Here is a 26,510-nt window from a genome sequence, read left to right as displayed (position 1 = left end):
CGATCGCATCTTATTCGCGAAAACGTTAAGCGCTGACTGCCTTCCCCCAAAGCACGTCAGCGCCACCGAAAGTGAATACAAGAGTGTTCGCCAGGGGCCCGTGTGCCTGGGATTCGGCGGAACGCACCGTTAATTCTTTCGATGAGTCCGCAGGAAGCGTCCTACATGTCAGAACAGCAAAAATTAACCGTCCTTCTCACAGGAGGCTCGGGCGTACTCGGCGAGTCACTGATCGACTGCCTGGCAGAGGACTTCAACCTGATCTGCCTGGCGCGCAAAAGCCGCATCCGCCACCCGCAGGTGCAAGTGCTCAGCGGTGATATCTGCCGCCCCCGGCTGGGGCTGGCCGCCGAGGATTATGAAGCGCTGCTGCAGCGCGTCGACTGGGTCATTCACGCCGCAGCGGTTACCCGCATGGATGGCGACATCGACCAGATCTTTTCGGTCAACTACCTGGGTACCGAGAACGTCGTGCGCTTTGTGCAGCAAGCCAAGGTGCCGCTCTACCACATCAGCACCGCTTTCACCCACCCGTGCGACTACTACGAAGGCGTGCAGGCCGAGACGCCGTACGAAGTCGCCAAGCGCCAGGCCGAGACGCTGGTGCGTTCTTCCGGTATCGACGTGTCGATTTTTCGCCCGTCAATCATCATCGGCAATTCCGACACCGGGCACATGCCCAACTTCCAGGGTTTTCACATGACCATGGGGCTGATGATGTCCGGCGTGCTGCCCATCGTGCCCTGCCCGCCTGCCGGCTACATCGACCTGATTGCCCGCGACGTGGCGGCGCAGGCGATTGCCAACGCCTTGCACCGGCGCTTGATCGGCGCGGACTACTTCCTCACCAGCGGCCCACAGGCGCTGGACCTCACCGGCCTGCTGGACCTGATGTGCGAGTCCATGCAAGCCCAGGCGCAACCCTTCACACGGCCTCGCTGCATGGCGCCGGACATCTATGAGCGCCTGATCCGCCCGGTGTTTCTGCCAGCACTGACCGGCGCCGTCCAGGCCGCATTGGGCCGCGCCAACCAACTGTGCCGCTATGCCTGCCTGCGCACGCCGCTGCCCACTTCGTTGCCCGAGTTGCTCGGCGAGCCGGCCTTCAGTGCGCGCGACGTCAGCCGCGAATTGCTGCTGTCACTCAATCACCTGGCCCCCAAGCTCGGTGCCTTGACGCGGATGCTTAAACAGCCGGTCCCACCTGTTGCAGAGGCATCCGTTGCATGAACTCGCACCTGACAGAACTGGAACCCGCCGCCGACGCCGAACAGATTGACCAGTATTTTCGCCAGCATGTGAACTCGGGCTATGCACGCCTCGCGTCCTTGATGAACCTGCCGATCGAACACGCCAGCCGGGGCGTCTACATCTATGACAGCCAAGGGCGCCAGTACCTGGATGCCGGTGGCTATGGGGTGTTTTTCCTCGGCCACGGCCATCCGGTTGTCGTGGAGGCCGTAACCCGCCAACTGCAGCAAAACGCGCTGGCCAGCAAGCTGTTGCTCAACCCGCAACAAGCGCTGGCCGCGCAGGCGCTGGCAGCGCGCTGCCCGGGTAACCTGGACTATGTGTTCTTTTGCAACTCGGGCGCCGAAGCCACCGAAGCCGGCCTGAAACTCGCCCGGCTTAACGGCTGCCGTCGCACGCTGTCGACGCTCGGCGGTTTCCACGGCAAGACCCTCGGCGCACTGGCCGTCACCGGCCGCGAAAGCTACCGCGAACCGTTCAGTGGCCTGCTCAGTGAAAGCGCATTCGTGCCGTTCGGCGACAGCGCCGCACTGGAACAGCAACTGCTCGCCTCGCCGGAAAAAGCCTGCGTGATTCTTGAGCCGATCCAGGCCGAAGCCGGCGTGATCCTGCCGCCACCGGGTTACCTGACGCGGGTACGCGAGCTGTGTGACCAGTACGGCGCCGTGCTGATCATCGACGAAATCCAGTCCGGCCTGGGCCGCACCGGCCATTGGTGGGCGTGCGATCAGGAACAGGTGGTGCCCGACATCATGCTGGTCGGCAAAAGCCTGTCCGGCGGCTGCGTGCCGGTCAGCGCCATGGTCGCCAGCGCGGCCATTTATGCGCCGTTCAACCGCAACCCCACGGTGCACACCTCTACCTTTGGCGCCAACCCGCTGGCCATGGCGGCCGTGCAGGCCACGCTGCAGGTGATGGTGCAAGAGGACCTGGTGGCGCGGGCACGGCTGATGGGCCAGGACCTGCACGCACGTTTCAGCGCGCTGTTGCAGCGCATGGGCCTGGCCGAGCGCGTCACGTTGCGCAGTGCCGGCTTGCTGCTGGGTTTTGAGTTCAGCGACGCCTCGATCGCCGCGAACATGGTCATGGCCCTGATCGAGCAGCACATCATCGTGTGCCACTCGCTCAATGACCACCGCGTCGTGCGGCTTACACCGTCGCCGCTGCTCACCGCCCAGGACTGCAACTGGTTGATCGAGGGATTCGCCCAGGCGCTCACCACCTCTGTCTCACCCCTTTGATCTTTGGAGTTACCCCATGCAGGAAGTCAATGTCCAGGCACATATCCCCCATGCCTGCGCTGATGAAGTCTTCGCCGTGATCAGCGACTTCAGCCACTACGTCGAGCTGTGCGACTCGGTGCGCAATATCACAATCAACAAGGTCAGCGACGACGTGTCGTTCACCTCCTGGGAAGTCAACTTCCACAGCGGCATTCTCAAGTGGCAGGAGCGCGACACATTCAACGTTCAGACCCGCGAGATCCACTTCGAGCAAATGGCCGGCGATGTCGATCACTTCTCGGGCACCTGGCAAGTCCTGCCCGATGGCAAGGACGCGATTATCACCTTCACCTCACGCTTTGACCTGGGCCTGCCGATGCTCGCCGACATGCTCGACCCCGTCGCGCAGAAGGCCATTCGCGAAAACATCCACTCGATCATCACCGGCCTATTCCCGGCGAGCTACCTGAAGGCCTGAGCCATGTCACTGTCATTGTTAAACCGCTCGCGCGCCTTGCTTGACCGCTACGCCCCGGAGTTTGACGCGCGCCTGGCCGCCCTCGCCTTCGCCGAACGCGAAGCCCCCGAGAGCAGCGTCATCGCCCTGTTCAAGCAACACGGTCCGGTCGGGCTGCTGGTCAACCGCGCCGCCGGTGGGCTGGGTGCAGGCATCCTCGATGCCGTGCATGTGCAGATCGCCCTGGGCGCGCGGTCGCCCTCGCTGGCGGTGGCCAGCACCATGCACCAGTTTTCGGTGGCGAGCCTGTTGGCACTCACCCAAAACGGGGGCGGCGCCGAAGGTCTGTTGCTGGCGGCCGTTGCACAGAATCGGTTGTTGCTGTCCTCGGGGTTTGCCGAGGGCAACTCGGGCGCGGGCATCCTCGACTCGAACATGCAGGCCGTGCACACCCCCGAAGGCGTGTTGCTCAGTGGCAGCAAAAAACCCTGCTGCCTGGGCCGGTCGATGGACCTGCTCACCGCCAGCTATACCCGCCAGACCCCACAGGGCGAAGAGCTGATGGTGGCGTTGATTCCCGCCAACGCGCCAGGCATCAGCCGCGCGCCGTTCTGGCAGAACAACGCGTTGGCCGCTGCCGAAAGCATCGAGGTACGCCTCAATGACGTGCTGGTGCCCGAACGCATGCTGTTTTCCGCCGGCTACAAGCACCTGTTGGGCGACGTGCAAACCGTCGGTTTCATCTGGTTCGAACTGTTGATCTGCGCGTCCTACGTGGGTGCCTGCGCCGGCCTGATCGAGACGGTGACCGACGCAGGCCGCTGGACCGCGCATCACCGCGTGGACCTGGCGGCCAACCTGCAATTGGCAATCAGCGCGCTGGAAGGCGCGGCGCTGGATATCGAGCGCAATCCCCAGGACCTGCCGAACGTACTGGCCCGTCTGCTGCTGGTGCGTTATGGCATCGAGCAGCTGCTGACCGAGCTGTCGGACCAGGCCCACGCGATGCTCGGCGGCATGGCATTTATCACCAGCAACCAGAGTTCGAACGGGTTGATGGCCTGCCGCGGCCTGCAATTTCACCCGCCGGCGAAGATCTCGATGGCGAGCAACCTCGACACCTATTTGTCCCACTCAACCTTCAGCATCGCCGGAGCGCACCCATGAACCTGCTCGGAAAAATCATCGTCATCAGCGGCTGCGCGCGTGGCCTGGGCCATGCCGCCGCCCGCAAACTCAAACAACAAGGCGCCACGGTGATTGGCCTGGACATTCTGGCGCCGCAGGAACCGGAACTGCTGGACGGGTTTTATCAGGTCGACCTGTGCGACCGCAGCGCGCTGGCGTCGGTGATCGGCGCTATCTCAACCGATTTCGGCGACATCGACATCCTGGTCAATAACGCCGGCACGCTGACCCTGGAACGCGGTGAAACCGGCGTCACCGACGAAGTCATCCGCGCAGTGGATGTAAACCTGTTTGCACCATGGCAATTGGTGGCCGGGTTCTTGCCGGGGCTGCTGCGCAAACGCGGCAAAGTGGTCAACGTATCCTCCCTCTTCGCCCTGGTGAATGCGCCTTATGTGGCCGCGTACGCTGCCAGCAAACGCGCGCTGAGCGCCTATTCGGACGTGCTGCGCATGCAGTATCGCGGGCAGCTGGATGTGGTCACGGTGTACCCGGGGTTCATCGATACGGCGATCCACTTGCCGGCCCAGCGGGTGGGGCTGTCGGTCAAGCGCCTGGTGACCTTCAAGCGGGGTGACAAGACGCTGCTGTCTCTGGAAGAAAAACTCGATGCAGCCTCTGACGGCCTGGTGCGCGCCTGCCGCACACACGGTTTGCGCAATCGCGGGCTGACCTTCATGGGCACGCTGGCCATGTACACCGCGCGCATCGCGCCAAGTGTGGTCGACGCCTTTATCGCCTTGCGCCTGCGCACGCTCACACGCGGCGGGCACCTGGCGCTCAAACCTGAACTGATCGAGTAACACCTCGCCAATGGCCAGACAACTGCACCCCAAGCCCCAGGTCCGTCTCGACCGCGCCTTGTTCAAGGCGCGCACGGGCGAGTCGCTGCTGATCATCGCTTACGCCGTGTGCCTGTACCTGCTGCCCCTTGCCCTGTTTGTGTGGGTGGCAAACACGGCGCCCACCGTGTGGGTGCTGCTGTGTTCGCCCTTGCTGGTCGTGGCCGGATACGGATTGTTTCTGCAAGCGATCCTTGGGCATGAAGGCTTCCACTTCAACCTGAGCGGTAACCCGATGCACAGCTGCTACCTGGGCATTCTTACCAGTTCGCTGCTGCCGGGGTTCTGCGTGACCGGTTACTTCGTCGACCATTGGCAACATCATCGCTACAGCAACAGCGCCAAAGACCCGGACTACCGGCACTTCTCGCGCTATCGCACGCTGGCAAGCCGCATCGCGCTGTCGCGTTTACTCGCGACCTCGAACTACCTGCAAGCCACCGTGCGCCTGGCGTTCGGCCCACTGAGCAGCCCTTCGCCGCTGCCCTTGAGCGCGGCGCAGGTGCAACGGCTGGCGCGCTGCAACATCGCCTGCCAGGTGGGCTGGTTGTGCGTGTACGCCGTGGCGCTGTGGCAGATCGACGGGTTGCTGCTGGGGTTTTGCGCGAGCCTTGCGGTGGCGTTCCTGGTCTCGGCCTTCAATGCCTATCAGGAACATGCGTTCAGCGAAGGCGCTGAAGCTCCGCCAGCGCGCTCGCGCACCTCGCGGCTGTGCACCTGGCTGCACGCCGGCGCGAACTTTCACCTGGAGCATCACTTTTATCCCGCGGTGCCGTGCTGGCGCCTGCCAAAAGTGCACCGCCAACTGCTGGACGCGGGCTGGTACACAGACCGGCAGTACTTACTGGAAAAGCACTTCGTCGCGTCCTTCAAGTACGCCACCCGCCGCCATCCCTACCGTGGAGACACGGTAAACGACTGAACACTCACCCAAACATTCCGAATGGATTTCCCGCCTGAAGACTCAGGCTGCAGGAGCATGTATGCCTTTTGATATCGACAGCCACATCGAAACCGAACGCAAGCAGTTATTCAGCCACCCGCTGTTCGCCACTATCCGCACGGTTGAAGACGTGCGCACGCTGATGGAATTTCACGTGTTCGCCGTGTGGGATTTCATGACCTTGCTCAAGCGCATCCAGCGCGATCTGACCTGCGTCGAGTTGCCGTGGGTGCCGCCAGTGCACATCACCGCCGCGCGCTTGATCAATGAAATTGTGGTGGGCGAAGAAACCGACGAACACCCGGACGGCGGCTTTATCAGCCACCTGGACCTGTACCTCACGGCAATGGATGAAATCGGCGCCGACAGTTCGGTGTTCCGGCGCTTCCTCGCTGCCATCGAGGCCAAGGTGCCGCTGGCCAAGGCCCTCAACGACCGCGACATTCCGCTGGCCGCCAAAGTGTTCATGTGCCAGACCCTCGATGTGGCGCAGCACGGCTCGACCGAAGCGGTGCTGGCGTACTTCTTCTTTGGCCGTGAAGACATCATCCCCGACATGTTCGGCCGCCTGCTGTCGCAATGGTCGGTGCGTGAAACCGATGTGCCGATGCTCACGTATTACCTCAAGCGCCACATCGAAATGGACGGCGACGATCACGGCCCGGCGGCCAAGCGCATCATCGCCGAAATCGTCACCACGCCCGCGCAACACCAACACATGATCGAAAGCGCCAAGACCGCGATCAACTCGCGCATCGACCTGTGGGATGGCGTGCATCACTTCCTCCAGGAAAAAGCGCAACACGCCGCTGACCGCCCTGTGCGTCAGGTTGAACACAGCGTCTGAGCCTCGCATGAACACAGGGAGTAGGACATGACCAAAGGCAAGCTTATAAAAATGACACTGTGCGTCGCCGTGGTGGGTGGGTTGCTGCTGCTCGGCTGGCAGCGCTGGCAGTATTCCAGCGCCTACGTGAGCACCGACAACGCGGAACTCGACGGCGTGATCATCCCGGTGCGGGCGAAGCTCTCGGGTGTGGTGATGAGCGTGCCGGTGATGGATAACGTCACCGTGGAAAGCGGCGACCTGCTGTTTCAGATACGCGACAGCGAATATCAATACCAGGTGCAGCAGCGCGAAGCACAGTGGCAAGCCTTGCTCGCCGCCGCCGGACGCAGCGGCAGCCCGGGTGCGCTGGACAGTCAGATTCTCGGCGCAGTCGCCATGCGCCAGGCCGCACAAGCGGCGCTGGCGCAGTCCAGTGCCAACCTGGAGCAGGCGCGCAACGACTACCAACGTGCCCGGCGCCTGGGCGCCCAGGGTGTGCTCAGCACTCAGGACTTGGAGCTGGCCAAGGCGCGTTTCGACGCGTTGAGCCATGCCCAGGAAGCAGCCCGCAGCAATGCCCAGGCCGCCGCGCAAAGCACGCTGGCCAACAAGGCCGAACTCAAGGTGCAGGACTATCGGATCGCGGCGGCGCAAGCCGAACTCGAGCAAGCCCGCATCAAATTGCATGACGCCCGCCAGACTGCGCCGGTGCGCAGTATTGTCTCGAAAAAAGAGGTTGAACCCGGCCAGTTCGTGGTTGCCGGGCAGAAGCTCTTGAGCCTGATTGCCACCGACCCGCTGTGGATCACCGCCAACTTCAAGGAAACCCAGGTTGGTCGCGTGCGCGTCGGCCAACACGCCAAGGTCACGGTGGATGCGTTTCCCGGCCACGCCTTCGACGGCGTGGTCGAAAGCCTGGCACCGGCGACCGGGGCGAAGTTCTCGCTGCTGCCCCAGGAAAACGCCACGGGCAACTTCACCAAGGTGGTGCAGCGCGTCCAGGTGCGGATTGCGCTCAAAGACGTGCCGGATGACTACAAGGCCGTGTTGAGCCCCGGCATGAGCGCCTTTGTCGAAGTCGCCACGCCACACAACGCCAGCCAAACGCTATGAGGTCGCCGTACCTGATTGCGTTCACCGTGACGCTGGTGTCGATGATGGAGTTGCTGGACGTCACCATCGTCAACGTGGCGATTCCCAGCCTGATGGGCACCTATGGGGCGTCGGTCGATGAAATCTCGTGGGTCTCCACCGGCTACGTGGTGGCCAACGTGGTGATTCTGCCGGTCAGCGGCTGGCTGTCTGCCTGGTTCGGGCGGCGCCGGTATTACCTGGTCTCCACGGCCGTGTTTGTGCTGGCGTCGGTAGGCTGCGCGTTCTCCGCTGAGCTGTGGCAACTGGTGGCATGTCGGGTGCTGCAGGGGTTGGCGGGCGGCGGCTTGCTGGGGATTTCCCAGGCGATCATCTACGACGTGTTCCCCAAGGAAAAGGTCAGCAGCGGCATGGCGCTGTACGGCGTCGGCGTAATGATGGGGCCGACCCTTGGGCCGACGGTCGGTGGCTATCTGATCGACACCTTGTCATGGCACTGGATCTTCCTGATCAACGTGCCCATCGGCGCCGTGGCCCTGTTGCTGTGCTGGCTGTGCATCGGCGATTCGGCCAACGAGCAAAAACCCAGCAGTGTTGACTACAGCGGTTTCTGCCTGTTGGCGCTGGGGGTCGGCAGTTTGCAGATCCTGCTCGAGCGCGGCGAGCATTGGGACTGGCTGGAATCCAACTGGACCGTGGCCTGCCTGTTGCTCAGCAGCTTTAGCCTGGTGGGGTTTTTCTGGTGGGAACGGCGCGCGGCCAACCCAATCGTCAACGTCGCGCTGTTTCAGAACCGCGAGTTCCTGATGGGCTGCATCTGCGCATTTTGCGTGGGCTTCGGGCTGTACAGCACCTTGTTCATGGTGCCGCTGTTTTTGCAGACGTTGCTGGCGCAAAGCGCGTACCAGAGCGGGCTGGTGATTTTCCCCGGGGCGGTGGCCAGCGCCATCAGTACCTTGGTGATCGGCAAGCTGTCCCAGGAAAACAAGATCGACGAACGCGTGTTCGTGACCTTGGGCATCGTCATGTACTGCTACGCGATGTTCCTGCACACCCAGTTCACCCTCGACAGCAACCCGGACACGCTGTACTGGCCGCTGGTGATCCGCGGGCTGGGCCTGGGCATGATCTTCGTGCCGCTGACCAATCTGGCGATGCGCCGCCTGCCGTTGACGTTGATCTCCGGCGCCTCGGGCGTATTGAACCTGATGCGCCAACTGGGCGGCAGCGTCGGCATCGCCATCGCTGCAACGCTGCTCACACGGTTTTCGTGGGAGCGCTATCGCCTGCTCTCCGAGCACGTGACCGAGTCCAGCCTGATCGCCAATGGTTGGGGCGGCGTGGAATCCAACCCGCTGTTCCTCTCGCTCAGCCTTGCCAGCCATCAACAAGCCCTGGCCTTGATGCCTTACCTGCAAGCGCGTGAACAAGCGCAAATGCTGGCCTTCAGCATGCTGTTCGGCACCTTGGGCGCCGTTATGGCCATCGGCATTCCCATGGTGCTGATGATGCGCAGAAGCACCCTCAGCCGATAATTTTTTTGTGGAGCACCTACCCTTGCGTATTCCAGGGCTGCATCTAAAACACCTCACCCTGCTCACCTGCCTGGGCGGGCTTGCCCTCGCCTGCTGCCCGACCTGCGCGTCGGCAGAGGACTTGTACCAGCTGTATCAAAAAGCGCTGAGCCACGACATGAAGTTCGCCGCCGCCCAGGCCCAGCAACTGGCCACGGCGGAAAAAGAACCGCAAAGCCGCGCCAACCTGCTGCCGGACTTGTCCGTCACGGGCGGCGCCGCCTGGGTCGATGCCGAGGATTCCAACGATTACCACCGCAACCGCAACAACACCAATGCTTACGCGGTGGTGCTCACTCAGCCGCTGTTGCGCTGGCAGAACGTAATCGCCCACGACCAAAGCAAATTGCTGATCAGCGCCAGCGAGGTGCAGACCGAACAGGCGCGCCAGGACCTGATGCTGCGCGTGGCCCGCGCCTATTTTGAGGTGTTGCTCAACCAGGAGCTGTTGAACACCCGCACACAACAACTGCAAACCTTGCAGGAGAGCCAGGACCGCACACGGCGTTTACTGGCCGACGGCGCCGCTACCGCCAATGCGCTCGAACAGGTGCAGGCCAAGTACGACCAGGCCTTCGCCGAGCAGATTGCCGCACGCGGCGCGCTGGACATCGCCACCGAAACGCTGACCCAATTGACCGCCGCTCAGGCCCGGCCGTGGTCGGGCAAGGAGCCGCAATTCAGCGCCCCTGTGCCTGCGGCCATCGGCGAATGGGCAAGCACCGCGCAACAAGGCAACCTGGCCGTGCAGCGCGCGCAGATCACCCAGCGCCTGGCCGAAATGGACATCGACAAGGAACAGGCCGGCCACTTGCCGACCCTCGACCTGATCGCCGCCCACGGCCGCTTTGCCTCGGTGGGCGGCGATGTGTACGACGTCACGCTGCCGGAAAACCGCTATAACCAGACCGTGGTCGGGGTCAAGTTGAGCGTGCCGCTTTACGGCGGTGGCCGCACCAGCAGCCGCGTGCGCGAAGCCCATGCGCTGCAAAGCAAGGCCCTGGATGAGGTCGAAGACGCGCGCCGCAACGCCGGGTTGATGGCGCGCCAGGCGTACCTGCAAGTCACCAGCGGCATGAGCCAATACCAGGCGCTCAAGCAGGCGCTCAAGTCCAGCCAGGTTAACCTGACGTCGGTCACGCACGGCTTTGAAGCCGGCTCACGCATCAACACCGACGTGCTGGATGCGCAGCAGAAAGTCACCGACACCCAGCAGCGTTTGGCCCAGCAGCGCTACAGCATCTTGCTGGCCCAATTGAACCTGCTGGCCTCCACCGGCAACCTGAGCGAGGTGCGTTTGCGCGAAGTCAGCCGCCTGCTGGACTGAAAAACCGCGCGGGCGTTCCTTGCAGCCCGCGCAACAGTCTTTTGTCATCACTCCTATTGATAGCTCCCTAACTAAACCCGCATCCTAGAGGGCTAATCTCGCGCTTATATCATTCCGAATGATAGTTACCTTTGCTTCATTCGATTCGTGACATAGCACCTCGCCGCGCATGATCCGCCCATCTCAATACATTGGCGGATGCACTTCATGGAACAGTCACTCAAACATTTGCGCTTCCCCTTGGCGATTTTGGCCGTGGTGGTGATGAGCGCATGCGGCAAGACCCCGGAACAAGCGGCCGCCATGCCTCCTGCGAAAGTCAGTGTGGCCAAGGTACTCGAACAACCGGTCAACGAGTGGGACGAATTCACCGGTCGCCTGGAAGCTCCGGAAACCGTGCAGATTCGTCCGCGCGTGTCCGGCCAGATCGACCAGGTGGCCTTCACCGAAGGCGCCCTGGTGAAAAAGGGCGACTTGCTGTTCCAGATCGACCCGCGTCCGTTCCAGGCTGAAGTGCGCCGCCTCGAAGCCCAGCTTGCCCAAACCAAAGCCGCCGCCACCCGTAGCGATAACGAAGCGCAACGTGGCGACCGCCTGCGTCAGAGCAACGCGATCTCCGCCGAACTGGCCGACTCGCGCACCACCGCCGCCCAGGAAGCCCGCGCCGCAGTGGCCGGGATTCAGGCGCAGCTGGACCTGGCCAAGTTGAACCTGAGCTTTACCCGCGTGACCGCACCGATCAGCGGCCGTGTCAGCCGTGCCGAAATCACCGCCGGCAACCTGGTGACCGCCGACGTCACCGCGCTGACCAGTGTGGTCTCCACCGACAAGGTCTACGCCTACTTCGACGCCGATGAGCGCGTGTACCTCAAGTACACCCAGCTGGCGCGCGAAGGCCGTCGTGGTGCAACCACTCCGGTGTACCTGGGCCTGTCCAACGAAACCGGCAACCCGCACCTGGGCCAGATGAACTTCGTCGACAACCAGGTCAACCCGGCCACCGGCACCATCCGTGGTCGCGCCGTGTTCGATAACAGCAAGGGCGAATACACCCCTGGCCTGTATGCACGCTTGAAGCTGGTCGGCAGCGGCACTTACTCCGCCGTGCTGATCAACGATGAAGCCGTCGGCACTGACCTTGGCAAGAAGTTCGTGCTGGTGATGGACGGCGACAAGCCTGCGTATCGCTCGGTGGAACTGGGGCCGAAGATCGAAGGGCTGCGCATCGTACGCAGCGGTTTGAACAAGGACGACACCATCGTCGTGAAGGGCCTGCAGCGCATTCGCCCGGGCTCGCCGGTTGCGCCGGAAACGATCCCGATGGCCAGCAAGGAAACCCTCGCGGCCTTGGCACAACAACGACAAGCGCTTGAAGCCAGCAACCTGGAGCAAGTGGCGCCGGATAAAGCCGCGCCCAAAGTTGCCAGCGTCGCGACTCCACGCGGTTAAGGGATACAACTCAAGATGAATTTTTCCAAGTTCTTCATTTCGCGGCCGATCTTCGCAGCGGTGCTGTCGCTGTTGATCCTGATTGCCGGCGCGATCTCGCTGTTCCAGCTGCCGATCAGCGAATACCCGGAAGTGGTACCGCCGACCGTCGTGGTACGCGCCAACTTCCCGGGCGCCAACCCTAAAGTCATCGGTGAAACCGTGGCCGCTCCGCTGGAGCAAGCCATCACCGGCGTCGAGAACATGCTGTACATGTCCTCGCAGTCGACCGCCGACGGCAAACTGACCCTGACCATCACCTTCGCCCTGGGCACCGACCTGGACAACGCGCAGGTACAGGTGCAGAACCGTGTGACACGGACTCAGCCAAAACTGCCTGAGGAAGTGACGCGCATCGGTATCACTGTGGACAAGGCGTCTCCCGACCTGACCATGGTGGTGCACATCACCTCCCCGGATCAGCGCTACAACATGCTCTACCTGTCCAACTACGCGATCCTCAACATCAAGGATGAGTTGGCGCGGCTGGGCGGCGTGGGCGATGTGCAGTTGTTCGGCATGGGCGACTACTCCCTGCGTGTGTGGCTGGACCCGAACAAGACCGCCTCGCGCAACCTGACCGCCACGGATGTGGTCACGGCCATTCGCGAGCAGAACCGCCAGGTGGCGGCCGGTGCATTGGGCGCGCAACCTGCGCCCAATGACACCAGCTTCCAACTGTCGGTCAACACTCAGGGCCGCCTGGTCACTGAGGAAGAGTTCGAAAATATCGTGATTCGTGCCGGCGCCAACGGCGAAATCACGCGGTTGAAAGACATCGCGCGGGTTGAGCTGGGTTCCAGCCAGTACGCCCTGCGTTCGTTGATCGACAACCAGCCGGCCGTGGCGATCCCGATCTTCCAGCGCCCCGGCTCCAACGCCATCGACATCTCCAATGAAGTGCGCGCCAAGATGGCGGAGCTGAAACAGAGCTTCCCGGAAGGCATGGATTACCGCATCGCCTATGACCCGACGGTCTTCGTGCGCGGTTCCATCGAAGCCGTGGTTCATACCCTGTTTGAAGCACTGATCCTGGTAGTGCTGGTGGTGATCCTGTTCCTGCAGACCTGGCGCGCGTCGATCATTCCGCTGGTGGCAGTGCCGGTTTCGTTGATCGGTACCTTTGCGGTGATGCACCTGTTTGGCTTCTCGCTCAATGCGCTGTCGCTGTTCGGACTGGTGTTGGCGATTGGTATCGTGGTGGACGACGCCATCGTGGTGGTGGAGAACGTCGAACGTAACATCGAGTTGGGACTGGAACCGTTCCCGGCCACTGAAAAAGCCATGAGCGAAGTGACCGGCCCGATCATCGCCACTGCGTTGGTGCTGTGTGCGGTGTTCATTCCGGCAGCGTTTATCAGCGGCTTGACCGGGCAGTTCTACAAGCAGTTCGCCTTGACCATTGCGATTTCGACGGTGATCTCGGCGTTCAACTCGCTGACCTTGTCCCCGGCCCTGGCTGCCGTCTTGCTCAAGGGTCATAACGCCCCCAAGGACCGTTTTTCCAAGGCACTCGACAAGGTGTTCGGCGGCTGGTTGTTCCGTCCGTTCAATCGATTCTTCGAGAAGGCCAGCCATGGTTACGTCGGCACCGTACGCCGGGTGATTCGCGGCAGCGGCATCGCACTGTTCCTGTACGCCGGGCTGATGGTGCTGACCTGGTTGGGTTTCGCCCATACCCCCACCGGTTTCGTACCGGCCCAGGACAAGCAGTACCTGGTGGCCTTCGCGCAATTGCCGGACGCCGCGAGCCTGGACCGCACCGAAGATGTGATCAAGCGCATGTCGGACATCGCCATGAAGCAGCCGGGCGTGGAAAGCGCGATCGCCTTCCCCGGCCTGTCGATCAACGGTTTTACCAACAGCCCGAACAACGGCATCGTGTTCGTGACCTTGAAGCCGTTCGATGAACGTAAAGACCCGAGCCTGTCGGCCGGCGCGATTGCCGGTGCACTGAACGGCAAGTACAGCAGCATCGAAGAAGCCTACATGGCGATCTTCCCGCCGCCGCCGGTACAGGGCCTGGGCACGATTGGCGGGTTCCGCCTGCAGATCGAGGACCGTGGCAACCTGGGTTACGACGAGCTGTACAAAGAAGTGCAGAACGTCATCACCAAAAGCCGTGGCGTGCCTGAATTGTTCGGCCTGTTCACCAGCTACACGGTCAACGTGCCGCAGGTTGATGCGGCCATCGACCGTGAAAAAGCCAAGACCCACGGCGTGGCCGTCAGCGACATCTTCGACACCCTGCAGATCTACCTGGGTTCGTTGTATGCCAACGACTTCAACCGCTTCGGGCGTACCTATCAGGTCAACGTGCAGGCCGAGCAACAGTTCCGCCAGGATGAAGACCAGATCGGCCAGCTGAAAGTGCGTAACAACAAGGGCGAGATGATCCCGCTGGCGACCTTTATCAAGGTCAGCGACACCTCGGGCCCGGACCGCGTGATGCACTACAACGGTTTTATCACCGCTGAAATCAACGGCAACGCCGCACCGGGCTACAGCTCCGGCCAGGCCCAGGCCGCGATTGAGAAACTGCTGAAAGAGGAACTGCCCAACGGCATGACCTACGAGTGGACTGACCTGACTTATCAGCAAATCCTCTCGGGCAACACCGCGCTGTTCGTGTTCCCGCTCTGCGTACTGCTGGCGTTCCTGGTACTGGCCGCCCAATACGAAAGCTGGAGCCTGCCACTGGCGGTGATCCTGATCGTACCGATGACGCTGCTGTCGGCCATTACCGGGGTCATCATCTCGGGCGGCGACAACAACATCTTCACCCAGATCGGCTTGATCGTACTGGTGGGCCTGGCGTGCAAGAACGCGATTCTGATCGTCGAATTCGCCAAGGATAAACAGGCCGAGGGGCTCGACCCACTGGCCGCGGTACTGGAAGCCTGCCGCTTGCGTCTGCGGCCGATTCTGATGACCTCGTTCGCGTTCATCATGGGCGTGGTGCCCCTGGTGTTGTCCAGCGGTGCCGGTGCCGAGATGCGTCATGCCATGGGTGTGGCGGTGTTCTCCGGGATGATCGGCGTGACCTTCTTCGGTCTGTTGCTGACGCCAGTGTTCTACGTACTGATCCGTCGCTATGTGGAGCGCCAGGAAGCGCGCAAAGCGGCCAAGGCCTTGAAGCTGGAGACACAGCAATGAGCGTGAAAGTATTCCTGCCGAGCTTGCTGGTATTGGCTCTGAGCGCCTGTGCCGTGGGCCCGGATTACAAAACCGAGAAATTGGAGGCGGCCAACATCACGGCCGCCGCCGACACCAAGAGTTATGACCATGCCAAGTACGAAGGCATCTGGTGGCAGCAGTTCGACGACCCGACCCTCGACCAACTGGTGACCCAGTCGTTGAACGGTAACCGCGACTTGCGCGTAGCCTTTGCCCGTCTGCGAGCGGCGCGTGCAATTCGCGATGACGCGGCCAACGACATCATGCCAGTGGTCACCAGCCGTGCCAGCAGCGACGTGGGCAAAGGCCAGATCCCGGGCCAGACCACCAAGCGCGTCAACAGCGAGCGCTACGACCTGGGCCTGGACATGGCCTGGGAAGTGGATTTGTTCGGCCGCATCCGCCGCAACCTGGAAGCCAGCGATGCTGACCAACAGGTTGCCGAAGCCGACCTGTACCAACTGCAAGTCACCATGATTGCCGAGCTGGTGGACGCCTACGGTCAACTGCGCGGTGCGCAATTGCGTGAACGCATCGCCCTGGACAACCTGAAGAACCAGCAGGAATCGCGCACCATTACCGTCAGCCTGCGCGATGCCGGCGTCGGTGATCAGCTCGATGTGGAACGCGCCGACGCACGCCTGGCCGCGGTTGAAGCCAGCGTGCCGCAACTGCAGGCCGAGCAAGTGCGCGAGCGTAACCGCATCGCCACCCTCCTCGGCCAGCGCCCCGACAAGCTGACTGTGGACCTGAGCCCCAAAGACCTGCCGGCGATTGCCAAGGCGTTGCCCATTGGCGATCCGGGGCAACTGCTGCAGCGTCGCCCGGACATCCTCAGTGCCGAACGCAAACTGGCGGCCGCCACCGCGCGTATCGGCGTGGCCAAGGCCGACCTGTTCCCACGGGTCAGCCTCAGCGGTTTCCTCGGCTTTACGGCCGGGCGCGGTTCGCAGATCGGGTCCGCCGCAGCGAATGCCTGGTCCCTCGGCCCAAGCATTACCTGGGCGGCGTTTGACCTGGGCAGCGTGCGTGCGCGGTTGCGCGGCGCGAACGCCGAGGCCGATGGCGCCCTGGCAACCTATGAGCAACAAGTGCTGCTGGCGTTGGAAGAATCGGAAAATGCTTTCAGTGATTACGGCAAACGCCAGCAGCGCCTGGTCTCGCTGATCCGTCAGAGTGAATCAAGTCGCGCGGCGGCCGACCTTGCGGCGATCCGCTACCGCGAAGGCACGGTGGATTTCCTGGTGCTGCTTGACGCGCAACGTGAGCGTCTGGCCGCTGAAGACTCCCAGGCCCAGGCCGAAGTGGACTTGTATCGCGGGATTGTCGCGATCTACAAGGCCCTCGGTGGTGGCTGGCAGCCGAGTACCACGATTGCCAGTGCCAAGTGATTTGACTTAAAGAGCTCCTTTGGTTGGTCGCATCCAGCCAATTTTTAGCCCCGTGCCGTCATTCGGTCGCGGGGCTTTTTTTTGCTCGCTTGTGGTGTGTGCATATCCGTTATTTCGCTCAGGGCTGCTATTGGTTCCGCTCTGACAGCGGCTCACTTTTGAAAAGCGCAAAAGTAAGCAAAACGCTCTTGCCCCACCACTCGGCACCTCGCCTAGGCTCGGTGTGCCCTCACGCAGGCTTTGGACCGTGGGCCGCCGTCATGGGCCATCCTTGGCCCAGGACGGCTAACCCGGCGTCCTGCCGGGTTACCCACGCTCCAAAGCCTGCGTTCGGCCAGCGTGGTTTAACGGGGCGCCTAAGATCAAGATCAAAAGCAGGAGCACAGCGGCCTACCGGCCGGCTTGAGTGTTGAAGAGCAAAATCAAAAGCCAAAGCGGGCACGGTCCACTGTAGGAGCTGGCTTGCCGGCGATAGCATCGCTTCGGTGTATCTGGAAGACCGAGTTGTCTGCATCGCAGGCAAGCCAGCTCCCACAGAAAAGCAGAGCCACCCCACCCGTAGCAGCTGTCGAGCGCCAGCGAGGCTGCGTGCTTTTGATCTTGATCTGCGGGCCCCGTCAACCACGATGGCCGCAAGTAGGCACGGTGGAGCGGCTAAATCGGCAAGGATGCCGATTTAGCCGCTCCGGGCCATGGATGGCCCGTCGCGGCGACCCGCGCAAGCGTGCCGGAGTGCGGGCATGCCGAGCCTAGGCGAGGCACCGAGTGGTGGGGCAAAGCGTTTTTTGGTTACTTTTTTAGGCGTTTGTAAAAAAGTGACCCGCTGTAAGAGCGGAACCATAAGCCGCCGTTACCTAAATAACGGATATGCCCCCTCAAACCACTACCGCGCAAGCACCATGGCAAAATACCCAAACACCGTCAGCAAAATCCCCGACACCGCATACGCCACAGGAAAACCGATCCAGGGCACGCTGCTGTCGATTTCCTTGGCGGCCTCACGTGCCGGCCCGGAGTGACTGCGCGCGCCCGCCACGCCGCCCATGAGGATTGCCGGGTTGATCTTGAACACATGAAACCCCACCGCCCAGACGATAAACGGCGGAACGGTGCAGGCGACAAAGCCGAGTACAAAGATCTTCAACGCGATGATCGGGCTGATTTGTGAAACCAGGTTGGCGCCAGCGTTCACTCCCACGATGGCGACAAAGAAAATCAGCCCCATGTCTTCAAGAATGTTGCGGGCGGCGTTGGGTGTATTACCAAAAAAGCGCACGCGCGACACCAGTGACGAGACGATAATCCCCGACACCAGCAAACCGCCCGCGTTACCCAGACCCACCGCCGCACCGAACGCCGGCACTTGGATCAGACCGATCAGCAACCCCAACACCATGCCCAGTGACAGCGTGAGCAAATCGGTCGCGGTACTTGGCCGCCCCGCCTTGCCGAGTAACGCCGTGGCTTTGTCGATGGCGGTACGCAAGCCGATCAGGTGCATCACATCCAGGCGTTGCAGGCGTGTTTCCAGCCCCAGGGGAATGGGCGCGCCGCCGCGTTCGATGCCCACCAGCTGCACCTGTCCGGCAATCGATGACTGGCTGAACTGCTTAAGCTGCTTGCCGATCGCATCACGGTGGGTCACCAGAATCACCGCCTCGTCCAGCGGGATGTTGAGCGCCCGGGCGTCCGGCACTTCCGGCCCGATCAGGCCCATGTGATCGGTCAGCGCATCGAGGCTGCCCCCCAGGGCAATGATATCGCCCAGCTGCAGCACCAGTGCGGGGTCGGCGCCGAGTAACTGATCGCCGCGCTCGACATTCTCAATCTGGTACAGCGCAAATTGCTGGCGGAACTGCGCGATGGTCTGCCCCACCCATTTACTGTTCACCAATCGGTACGCACGCAAGTCGAAAGGCCGATAGCCACTGAGCCCGGCGTCATCGACATTGGGCACGCCGTGTTCGACTTCATACGCCTTGGCCGCCGTGCGTGCATCCACCCCCCACCAGCGCGGCAGGTATTTGCAGATCAGGATGATGCCGACCGTGCCCCAGATGTAGGTGATGCCATAGGACAACGCGATCATGGCCGTCGCGGCGGCAACCGTAGTGCCCGGCGGCAGCGGGACGACGCCGGAGGTGAGGGCTTGCTCCGCCGAACCGATGGCCGCGGACATGGTTTGTGAGCCGGCAAGAATACCGCCAGCGGCGCCCACCGGCAGAGACAAGAGCTTCACACCCAGCACCACGATGCCCAAGCCGAGGAACGACGACAGTATCGCCAGAAAGGTGAATTTCAGCCCATCGCCCTTGAGGCTATTGATAAACGAGGGCCCCACGCGCAGCCCGACGCCGTACATGAACAGGTAATAAAACAGGCTTTTGGTGAAGTTATCGAGTTCGAAATGCACGCCGTAGTAAGACGCCCAGGTCGCAATGGCGCAACCGATGACGATGGCCCCGGCCACCGCCCCCAAACCATACCCCTTGATGGTGCCGCGCCCGACCCAGACGGACAGGCCGACCACCAGGAACAGCAGAATATAGGGGTTGTCGTGCAGAAAACTGAAAATGGCAGTCACGATGATTCGCACCCGGCAAGGCAAACACTTAAGGCACCGGGCCTCAAGGCCCGGTGAGCGTGAGGTGTGTCAGGCCAGGTTAGGGGTGTCTGCCGGGATCACGGGGTCGGCGATTGCGCCGTGGCTGAAACTCGGCCCGGCGTCGGAATTGGCCACCGGGTTTTTCTGCAGGTACTCGATAGCCTTGCGCAAGTCATCAAGCAACAGCGCCACCAGGTCGCGGCTCACGCCATGGCGGACCAGAATGCGTTGCACCACGATGTTCTGGCGGTCTGAAGGCAGTGGGTAGGACGCGATCTGCCACCCGCGCATGCGCACGCGCTCGGACAGGTCATACAGGCTGAAGCCATGGTCGATGCCGTCCTTGAGCTTGTAGCAGACCGCCGGCAGCCCGTCTTTGCCGTCATACACCAATTCCAGCGGGGCAAACTTGCCGATTTGCGCGGCCAGCCACTGCGCCGTGTCGGAGCAGGCTTGTTGAATACGCGTGTAGCCGTCGCGCCCCAGTCGCAGGAAGTTGTAGTACTGGGCAATGATCTCACCGCCCGGCCGGCTGAAATTCAGCGCGAAGGTCGCCATGTTGCCGCCCAGATAGTCCACGTAGAAGATCAATTCTTCCGGCAGATCTTCGGTCGAGCGCCAAATCACCCAGCCCACGCCAAGCGGCGCCAGCCCGTATTTGTGGCCCGAGGCGTTGATCGACTTGACCCGTTCGATCACAAAATCCCATTGCAGCGTTTGCTGGATGAACGGGGCGATAAACCCGCCACTGGCCGCATCAACATGTATCGGAATGTCCAGGCCGAGGTCGCGCTGCATCGCGTCCAGCTCGGCGGCCAGCGCGGCCACGGGTTCGTAGATACCGGTGAAAGTCACGCCCAAGGTCGCGACCACGCCGATGGTGTTCTCGTCGCAATATTCCCGCAGGTCGGCCGGCAGCAGGCCCAAGGCGTCACCGCGCAAGGGCACTTCACGAATTTCCACGTCGAAATAGCGGGCGAATTTTTTCCAGCAGATCTGCACCGGCCCGCACACGAAGTTCGGTTTGTCAGTCGGCAGGCCCGCGGCTTCGCGGCGTTTTTTCCAGCTCCACTTCAGGGCCAGGCCGCCAAGCATGGCCGCTTCGCTGGACCCTGTGGTCGAACAACCCACGGTTTGCCAGGATTTGGGCGCGTGCCAGAGGTCGGCAATGATGTGCACGCAGCGGTTTTCAATCTCGGCGGTTTGCGGGTACTCGTCCTTGTCGATCATGTTTTTGTCGAGAGCGTCGGCCATCAACTGCTTCACTTCGGGCTCGACCCACGTGGTGCAGAAGGTCGCCAGGTTCTGGCGCGAGTTACCGTCCAGCAACAGCTCATCGCGCACCAGGTTGTAGGCCGCCGACGGCGTGGTCGAGTGGTTCGGCAAACGGTACTTGGGCAAGGTGTGCTGGGACGAACCGCTCGAATACACGTCTTCGATGGCTTGGTCTTGGGTTTCTACGGTTTTGTGAAGTGCCATGAAATCCTGCTCTTGAATGAGGGAAATGGCGTAGACGTTGATCGCGACAAGTGCCGATCAGGCTGCGTCAGGAGACAAGCGATGGAACGGTTGCGCCGACTATCACACAAACGCGAGCGCCGGAAAGTGACCTGGGTCATTGAAGCTGCGGGTAACGGCTTGCACAGGCCACGCAGCGTTCCAATGACCTATTGGCTCACCGCTTCGTTCAATATCAAGCTGCGGTAATGCCCGGGGTTGGACCCGGACCACTTGCGAAACGCCTTGTAGAACGAACTGGTGTCGGCAAACCCCAAGCGCCCGGCGATTTCGGCGAAGCTGACCTGTGGCTCTGCCAGCCAGACAATTGCCAGCTCCTTGCGCACGCTGTCTTTGAGCCCCTGATAGGTTTGGCCTTCATCCGCCAGGCGGCGACGCAGGGTTGACGCCGAAATACACAAGTTGGCCGCCAAGCCCTCGGTTTCCGGCCAGGTATCGGCGGGCATCTGGCGTAGATCGTGCTTGATCCGCGTGGCCAGGCTATCCGGGTCGCGGTACTTGACCAATATGTTGGCCGGCGCATGGGCAAGAAAGCGCTTGAGTTCTTCCGGGCTGCGCTTGATCGGCACGTCCAGGCAGTCTGCGGAAAAGATCATGCGCGTGCGCGGCCGATCAAAACGCAGGTTGTCAGAGAACATCACCCGGTAATCGTCGTAAAAGTCCGGCTGCGCGCAGCGCAGCTCAATCGCAAGGATCGGGATGCGCCGGCCGGCCAGCCAACAGGCGACGCCGTGCACAATCATCCAATAGGTGAAGTAGGTAAACGCGCGTTTGGGCGCAGGTTCAGCCAACACGATTTCCGCCAGGCTCTGTTGGTGCACCAACTGCGCGGGCATTTGCTCAAGCATCAGGGACAGAAACCCCAGGCCGGTTTGCAGGGCCGCGCCCAGATTGGGTTGCGCCATGGCGGCGCGGCACAGGAACGCCAGGCTGCCTGACTTGAGCTTGCGCGGGTCCATCCCAAAAAATTCATCATCCGCGCGCCGCGCCAGCAACCGCCACAAGCGCGCGTAAGCGGTGGCCGGCACGCGGGCACCGGGCTGCTCGAGCCAGGCCGGATCAATCCCGACCTTGCTCAACGCTTCAACCGTCACCGCCCCCGGCGCGCAGCTCTGCAACAGGGCTTCGCGCACGAGGTGGATGGAAATGCTGTCTTTTTCCGACATGGGAAATGGGCTTATCGGCTGTACATGAAGATGGGGTGCATCATAAGGGCGGTCGCGATTCGCCACCACCGTTCAGCCGCAGTTCAGCAAAGCGCAACATTCCCTGTTTAGTAATGAGTATCATTATGTTACAAATTAGCATCCTATCCAGCCATGATGCGGTGCCGAATGCTCGTTCCCTTTCTAATCATGCTGCGCGAAGGCATTGAAGCAGCATTGATCGTTGGCATCATCGCCAGTTACCTGCAACAAACCGGCCGCGGCCAGTGGATGCCCGCAGTATGGATCGGCGTGTTCCTCGCCGCTGCCCTGGCCCTGCTGGTAGGCGGCGGCCTGGAGCTGGTCAGCGCCGAATTCCCGCAAAAACAACAGGAATTGTTCGAAGGTGTGGTCGGCCTGGTGGCCGTCGGCATTCTCAGCTCGATGGTGTTCTGGATGCGCAAAGTAGCGCGCTCCATCAAGCATTCCCTGCACGAATCCCTGGACCACGCGCTGGCCGGCTCCAAGCATCAGGTGATCGCGCTGATTGCCATGGTGTTTTTCGCCGTGGCCCGTGAAGGCCTGGAGACGGTGTTCTTCCTGCTCGCGGTGTTCCAGCAGAGCGAAGGCCCGGGCGCGCCGATTGGCGCCCTGCTCGGCCTGATCCTGGCGATCGTCGTCGGTTTCCTGATCTACACCGGCAGCATGCGCTTGAACCTGGGTGCGTTCTTTCGCTGGACCGGCTTGTTCATCCTGGTGGTGGCCGCCGGCATCCTCGCCAACTCGGTACAAGCCCTGCACGAAGCCGGGGTGTGGAACCACCTGCAAACCGTCTTGTTCGATTTCAGCGCGACACTGCCGATGGATGGCCCGTTGGGCTCGGTGCTGGCCGGGATGTTCGGCTATCAGGATGCACCGACCATCAGCACCCTGGGCGCGTATCTGATTTACCTGGTGGTGGCGCTGGTGATGTTCTTCCTGCCATCCGCCCCACCCAAGCCTGTCGCTAACACCTCTTCCGTTTCCAGCCAGTAAGGACCGTCTCTTGTCCAACCCAACCCCTCAACCGGCTCTGCCTTCCCGCGCCCTGCGCTGGGCGGTGGCCGGCTCGGTGGTCGTGATGATCGGCGCCGGTGCGCTGTTCTATTACGCCTCGCAATTGGCCGCCGCCAAACGTCAGACCAACCACAATGAAATCGCAGTGACCATCCATGGTCACGCCTGCGAACCCAACGCGTTGACTGTGCCCGCCGGGCACGCGAGCTTTCGCATCATCAACCGCTCCGACCGCGCGGTGGAGTGGGAAATCCTCGACGGCGTGCTGGTGATCGAGGAGCGCGAAAATATCGCCCCCGGCCTGAGCCAGGTGATCAACGCCAACCTGCTGCCCGGCGACTATGCAATCACCTGCGGGCTGTTGAGCAACCCGCGCGGCACGTTGCACGTGACGCCGACGGCTGAGTCCGACGCCCAGGCCAAGGCCAAGCCGTCGATGGTGGCGTTTATCGGCCCGCTGTCGGAGTTCCGCGTGTACCTGAGCGGCCAGGGCAGTGCGCTGGTCAAGGCCGTTACGGCGCTGTCGCAGGCCATTGAAGCCGGCGACCTGGCTCAGGCGCAGGCGCTCTACGTGCCGGCCCGTGAGGCCTACCAGCGCCTGGCGCCGGCTTCGCAACGCCTGGCCGAGCTGGATAACGCCATCAACGCACGCGCCGACTACTTTGAAAAACGCGAGCAAGACCCGGCGTTCAGCGGCTTCCATCGCCTCGAATACAGCCTGTTCCAGCAGCACAGCCTGGAGGGCCTGGCCCCGATCGCGCAACGCCTGGTCGCCGACGTCACCACGCTCAAGCAACAACTGCTGGCCCAATCGCTGCCGCCGGAACAACTGGTGAGCATTGTGGTGCTCAACCTCAACAGCCTGGCGGATGTACGCGCCGCCAGCGGTGAAGAGGAACGCTACAGCCACATCGACCTGAATGGCTTTGCCGCCAACCTGGAAGCCGCCCACAAGGTGGTCGAGCTGATGCGCCCGCTGCTGACCAAATCCGCAGCTGACCTGCTGCCGAAAATCGACAGCGCCCTCGCCGCCTTCGATACCGAGCTCAATGCGTTGAAAGTCGACGGCCAGTACAGCCGCTACGACAGCGTCACCGCCGATCAGCGCAAGCAGATCGCCGACAAGGCCAAGGCTCTGGCCGTTGCACTCGATGGAATCGACCCCGCCCTTGGCCTTTCCGGCCTGCAGTGAAGACGACCTACTACATGAGCGATTCAGAACAGTTTTCCGCGCAACGTCGCCGTGTCCTGTTGGGCATGGCGGCCACCGGCGCCGCGATTGCCGGCAGCAGCTTGAGCTGCCCGGCCATGGCGGCTGCGGCGGCCGAGCAAGTCACCACGGCACCGCGCAGTGACAAGACGCAGGACCACCACGATTTTTTCGGCAAGCACCAGAGCGGCATCGTCACCCCACGCCCGGCCTGCGGCATGCTGGTGGCATTCGACGTATTGGCCACTGATCGCGAAGACCTGGAGCGTCTGTTTCGCACCTTGAACGAGCGCATCAGCTTCCTGATGACCGGCGGCACCGTGCCGCAGGTCGACCCGAAACTGCCGCCTACCGATTCCGGCATTCTGGGCCCGGTGGTCACGCCGGATAACCTGACCATCACCGTGTCCGTCGGCGAGTCGCTGTTCGATGAGCGCTTCGGCCTCACCGCCGTCAAACCCAAGCGCCTGAGCCGCATGGTCGGCTTCCCCAACGACGCATTGGAGCCGGCGCAGTGCCACGGCGACCTGAGCCTGCAGTTCAGCTCAAACACCCCGGACACCAATATCCACGCCCTGCGCGACATCGTCAAAAACCTGCCGGACCTGTTGCTGGTGCGCTGGAAACAGGAAGGCAGCGTGCCGCCGCAGGCGCCAGCCAAACCCGGCGAGCCTGCGCAGAGCGCGCGTAATTTTCTCGGTTTTCGTGACGGTTCGGCCAACCCGAACTCCAACGACGACAAGGCCATGGACCAGATTGTCTGGGTGCAGCCTGGCAGCGACGAACCCGCCTGGGCCGCCAACGGCAGCTACCAGGCCGTGCGCATCATCCGCAATTTCGTCGAGCGCTGGGACCGTACCCCGCTGCAAGAGCAGGAAAGCATTATCGGGCGCATCAAACCCACCGGCGCGCCCATGGATGGCGACAAGGAAACCCAGGTTCCCGACTACAGCAAGGACCCGGAAGGCAAGCTGACCAAGCTCGATGCTCACATCCGCCTGGCCAACCCGCGCACCCCGCAGACTCAGGCCAACCTGATCCTGCGTCGGCCGTTCAACTACTCCAACGGCGTCAACAAAAACGGTCAGCTGGACATGGGGCTGTTGTTTATCTGCTACCAGGCTGACCTGGAGAAAGGCTTTATCAGCGTGCAAACCCGGCTCAACGGCGAGCCTCTGGAGGAGTACCTCAAGCCAGTCGGCGGCGGGTATTTCTTCACCTTGCCGGGGGTCACCGGGCCTGCGGATTTCATCGGGCGCACGCTGCTCGCTGCAACGCACCCTCAAACCACTGCCAACACCTAAAACAAACCAGAGCGGAAAAACGTCCCATGAAGAAGTCGACTATCGCGTTGTCGTTGTTAATGACCCTCTCGCCGCTGGCAGCATTCGCCGCTACCGCGCCTCTGGACCTGGTAGGCCCGGTGTCGGACTACAAGATCTACGTCACCGAAGAAATCGGTGAGCTGGTCACCCAGACCAAGGCGTTCACCGACGCCATCAACAAGGGCGACCTGGCCACCGCCCAGAAGCTCTATGCCCCGACCCGTGTTCACTATGAGTCCATCGAGCCGATCGCCGAGCTGTTCAGCGACCTCGACGCCTCGATTGACTCGCGCGTTGACGACCACGAAAAAGGCGTAACCGCCGAAGACTTCACCGGCTTCCACCGCATCGAGTACGTGCTGTTCTCCGAGAAGACCACCAAAGGCCTCGAAGCGCTGACCGCCAAACTCAACACTGACGTCAACGACCTGAAAACCCGGGTTGACGGCCTGACCTTCCCACCTGAGAAAGTGGTCGGCGGTGCTGCTGCCCTGCTGGAAGAAGTGGCTGCCACCAAGATTTCCGGTGAGGAAGACCGTTACAGCCACACCGACCTGTATGACTTCCAGGGCAACATCGACGGCGCGAAGAAAATCGTCGACCTGTTCCGTGGTCAGCTCGAGAAGCAAGACAAGGTCTTCCTGACCAAAGTCGACAAGAATTTCGCTGCCGTAGACAAAATCCTGGCCAAGTACAAAACCAAGGATGGCGGCTTTGAAACCTACGACAAAGTGAAGGAAAACGACCGCAAGGCCCTGGTAGGCCCGGTCAACACCTTGGCTGAAGACCTGTCGACCCTGCGCGGCAAGCTCGGCCTGAACTGATAAAAAACCCCAGGCCCTGCACTTGAGCCAGTGCAGGGCCTGGGG

The 26,510-nt window shown here is 62.1% G+C and carries 20 protein-coding genes; 17 read left to right on the top strand and 3 right to left on the bottom strand.

The window, feature by feature from the left end:
- Positions 1-165 precede the first annotated feature (165 nt).
- From AACU78_RS23615 to AACU78_RS23555, 13 genes are all read left to right on the top strand, one after another.
- Positions 166-1,230 carry an SDR family oxidoreductase gene (locus tag AACU78_RS23615; protein WP_106578084.1) on the top strand — a complete coding sequence of 355 codons (1,065 nt, stop codon included), beginning with the start codon at positions 166-168 and terminating at the stop codon, positions 1,228-1,230.
- Entirely contained in the window at positions 1,227-2,492 is a 1,266-nt protein-coding gene (locus tag AACU78_RS23610) for an aspartate aminotransferase family protein (RefSeq protein ID WP_106578083.1), read from the top strand. The genes AACU78_RS23615 and AACU78_RS23610 overlap by 4 nt, the downstream gene beginning before the upstream one ends.
- Positions 2,493-2,508: 16 nt before the next feature.
- Positions 2,509-2,952, top strand: a complete 444-nt coding sequence (locus AACU78_RS23605) for a type II toxin-antitoxin system RatA family toxin (protein ID WP_106578082.1) — start codon at positions 2,509-2,511, stop codon at positions 2,950-2,952.
- Positions 2,953-2,955: 3 nt separating this feature from the next.
- Positions 2,956-4,098 (top strand): acyl-CoA dehydrogenase family protein, encoded by a 1,143-nt coding sequence (locus AACU78_RS23600; protein ID WP_106578081.1) that lies wholly within the window; start codon positions 2,956-2,958, stop codon positions 4,096-4,098.
- On the top strand, positions 4,095-4,922 hold the full coding sequence (locus tag AACU78_RS23595; protein WP_106578080.1) for an SDR family NAD(P)-dependent oxidoreductase: 828 nt from the start codon (positions 4,095-4,097) through the stop codon (positions 4,920-4,922). Before AACU78_RS23600 ends, AACU78_RS23595 begins: the two co-directional genes overlap by 4 nt.
- 10 nt (positions 4,923-4,932) lie before the next feature.
- Complete coding sequence (locus AACU78_RS23590; protein WP_106578079.1) at positions 4,933-5,883, top strand: fatty acid desaturase family protein; 951 nt, start codon at positions 4,933-4,935, stop codon at positions 5,881-5,883.
- Positions 5,884-5,944: 61 nt separating this feature from the next.
- The gene (locus AACU78_RS23585) at positions 5,945-6,751 is read left to right on the top strand and encodes a DUF3050 domain-containing protein (RefSeq protein ID WP_106578078.1); all 807 of its coding nucleotides are present in this window, start codon (positions 5,945-5,947) and stop codon (positions 6,749-6,751) included.
- 27 nt (positions 6,752-6,778) lie between these two features.
- Positions 6,779-7,846 carry an HlyD family secretion protein gene (locus tag AACU78_RS23580; RefSeq protein WP_106578077.1) on the top strand — a complete coding sequence of 356 codons (1,068 nt, stop codon included), beginning with the start codon at positions 6,779-6,781 and terminating at the stop codon, positions 7,844-7,846.
- Entirely contained in the window at positions 7,843-9,360 is a 1,518-nt protein-coding gene (locus AACU78_RS23575) for a DHA2 family efflux MFS transporter permease subunit (RefSeq protein WP_106578076.1), read from the top strand. Before AACU78_RS23580 ends, AACU78_RS23575 begins: the two co-directional genes overlap by 4 nt.
- A 22-nt stretch (positions 9,361-9,382) precedes the next feature.
- Positions 9,383-10,726, top strand: a complete 1,344-nt coding sequence (locus AACU78_RS23570; RefSeq protein WP_106578075.1) for a TolC family outer membrane protein — start codon at positions 9,383-9,385, stop codon at positions 10,724-10,726.
- Positions 10,727-10,933: 207 nt separating this feature from the next.
- Positions 10,934-12,175, top strand: coding sequence for a multidrug efflux RND transporter periplasmic adaptor subunit MexE (gene mexE, locus AACU78_RS23565; protein ID WP_106578163.1), 1,242 nt, complete (start codon positions 10,934-10,936; stop codon positions 12,173-12,175).
- Between the two features lie 15 nt (positions 12,176-12,190).
- Positions 12,191-15,370 (top strand): efflux RND transporter permease subunit, encoded by a 3,180-nt coding sequence (locus AACU78_RS23560; RefSeq protein WP_106578074.1) that lies wholly within the window; start codon positions 12,191-12,193, stop codon positions 15,368-15,370.
- Entirely contained in the window at positions 15,367-16,782 is a 1,416-nt protein-coding gene (locus AACU78_RS23555) for an efflux transporter outer membrane subunit (protein WP_106578073.1), read from the top strand. The genes AACU78_RS23560 and AACU78_RS23555 overlap by 4 nt, the downstream gene beginning before the upstream one ends.
- An 883-nt stretch (positions 16,783-17,665) precedes the next feature.
- On the opposite strand, the gene AACU78_RS23550 is transcribed toward AACU78_RS23555, so the two are convergent.
- From AACU78_RS23550 to AACU78_RS23540, 3 genes are all read right to left on the bottom strand, one after another.
- Positions 17,666-19,366, bottom strand: a complete 1,701-nt coding sequence (locus AACU78_RS23550; RefSeq protein ID WP_106578162.1) for an aspartate:alanine exchanger family transporter — start codon at positions 19,364-19,366, stop codon at positions 17,666-17,668.
- 69 nt (positions 19,367-19,435) lie between these two features.
- Entirely contained in the window at positions 19,436-20,866 is a 1,431-nt protein-coding gene (locus tag AACU78_RS23545; RefSeq protein ID WP_106578072.1) for a glutamate decarboxylase, read from the bottom strand.
- Positions 20,867-21,054: 188 nt separating this feature from the next.
- Positions 21,055-22,071, bottom strand: a complete 1,017-nt coding sequence (locus AACU78_RS23540) for an AraC family transcriptional regulator (RefSeq protein WP_106578071.1) — start codon at positions 22,069-22,071, stop codon at positions 21,055-21,057.
- Between the two features lie 168 nt (positions 22,072-22,239).
- On the opposite strand from AACU78_RS23540, the gene efeU reads away from it, so the two are divergent.
- Genes efeU through efeO (AACU78_RS23520) form a run of 4 tightly spaced genes read left to right on the top strand, consistent with a single transcriptional unit; the run spans position 22,240 to position 26,465 of the window.
- Positions 22,240-23,085 carry an iron uptake transporter permease EfeU gene (gene efeU / locus AACU78_RS23535; protein ID WP_106578070.1) on the top strand — a complete coding sequence of 282 codons (846 nt, stop codon included), beginning with the start codon at positions 22,240-22,242 and terminating at the stop codon, positions 23,083-23,085.
- Between the two features lie 10 nt (positions 23,086-23,095).
- Positions 23,096-24,298 carry an iron uptake system protein EfeO gene (gene efeO, locus AACU78_RS23530; RefSeq protein WP_106578069.1) on the top strand — a complete coding sequence of 401 codons (1,203 nt, stop codon included), beginning with the start codon at positions 23,096-23,098 and terminating at the stop codon, positions 24,296-24,298.
- Between the two features lie 14 nt (positions 24,299-24,312).
- Complete coding sequence (efeB, locus tag AACU78_RS23525) at positions 24,313-25,620, top strand: iron uptake transporter deferrochelatase/peroxidase subunit (RefSeq protein ID WP_106578161.1); 1,308 nt, start codon at positions 24,313-24,315, stop codon at positions 25,618-25,620.
- Positions 25,621-25,646: 26 nt separating this feature from the next.
- Positions 25,647-26,465 carry an iron uptake system protein EfeO gene (efeO, locus tag AACU78_RS23520; protein ID WP_106578068.1) on the top strand — a complete coding sequence of 273 codons (819 nt, stop codon included), beginning with the start codon at positions 25,647-25,649 and terminating at the stop codon, positions 26,463-26,465.
- Positions 26,466-26,510: the final 45 nt, after the last annotated feature.

This window comes from Pseudomonas sp. R9.37, assembly GCF_963878885.1.
GTDB lineage: Bacteria > Pseudomonadota > Gammaproteobacteria > Pseudomonadales > Pseudomonadaceae > Aquipseudomonas.
This window is presented reverse-complemented; position numbering and strand designations above follow the sequence as displayed.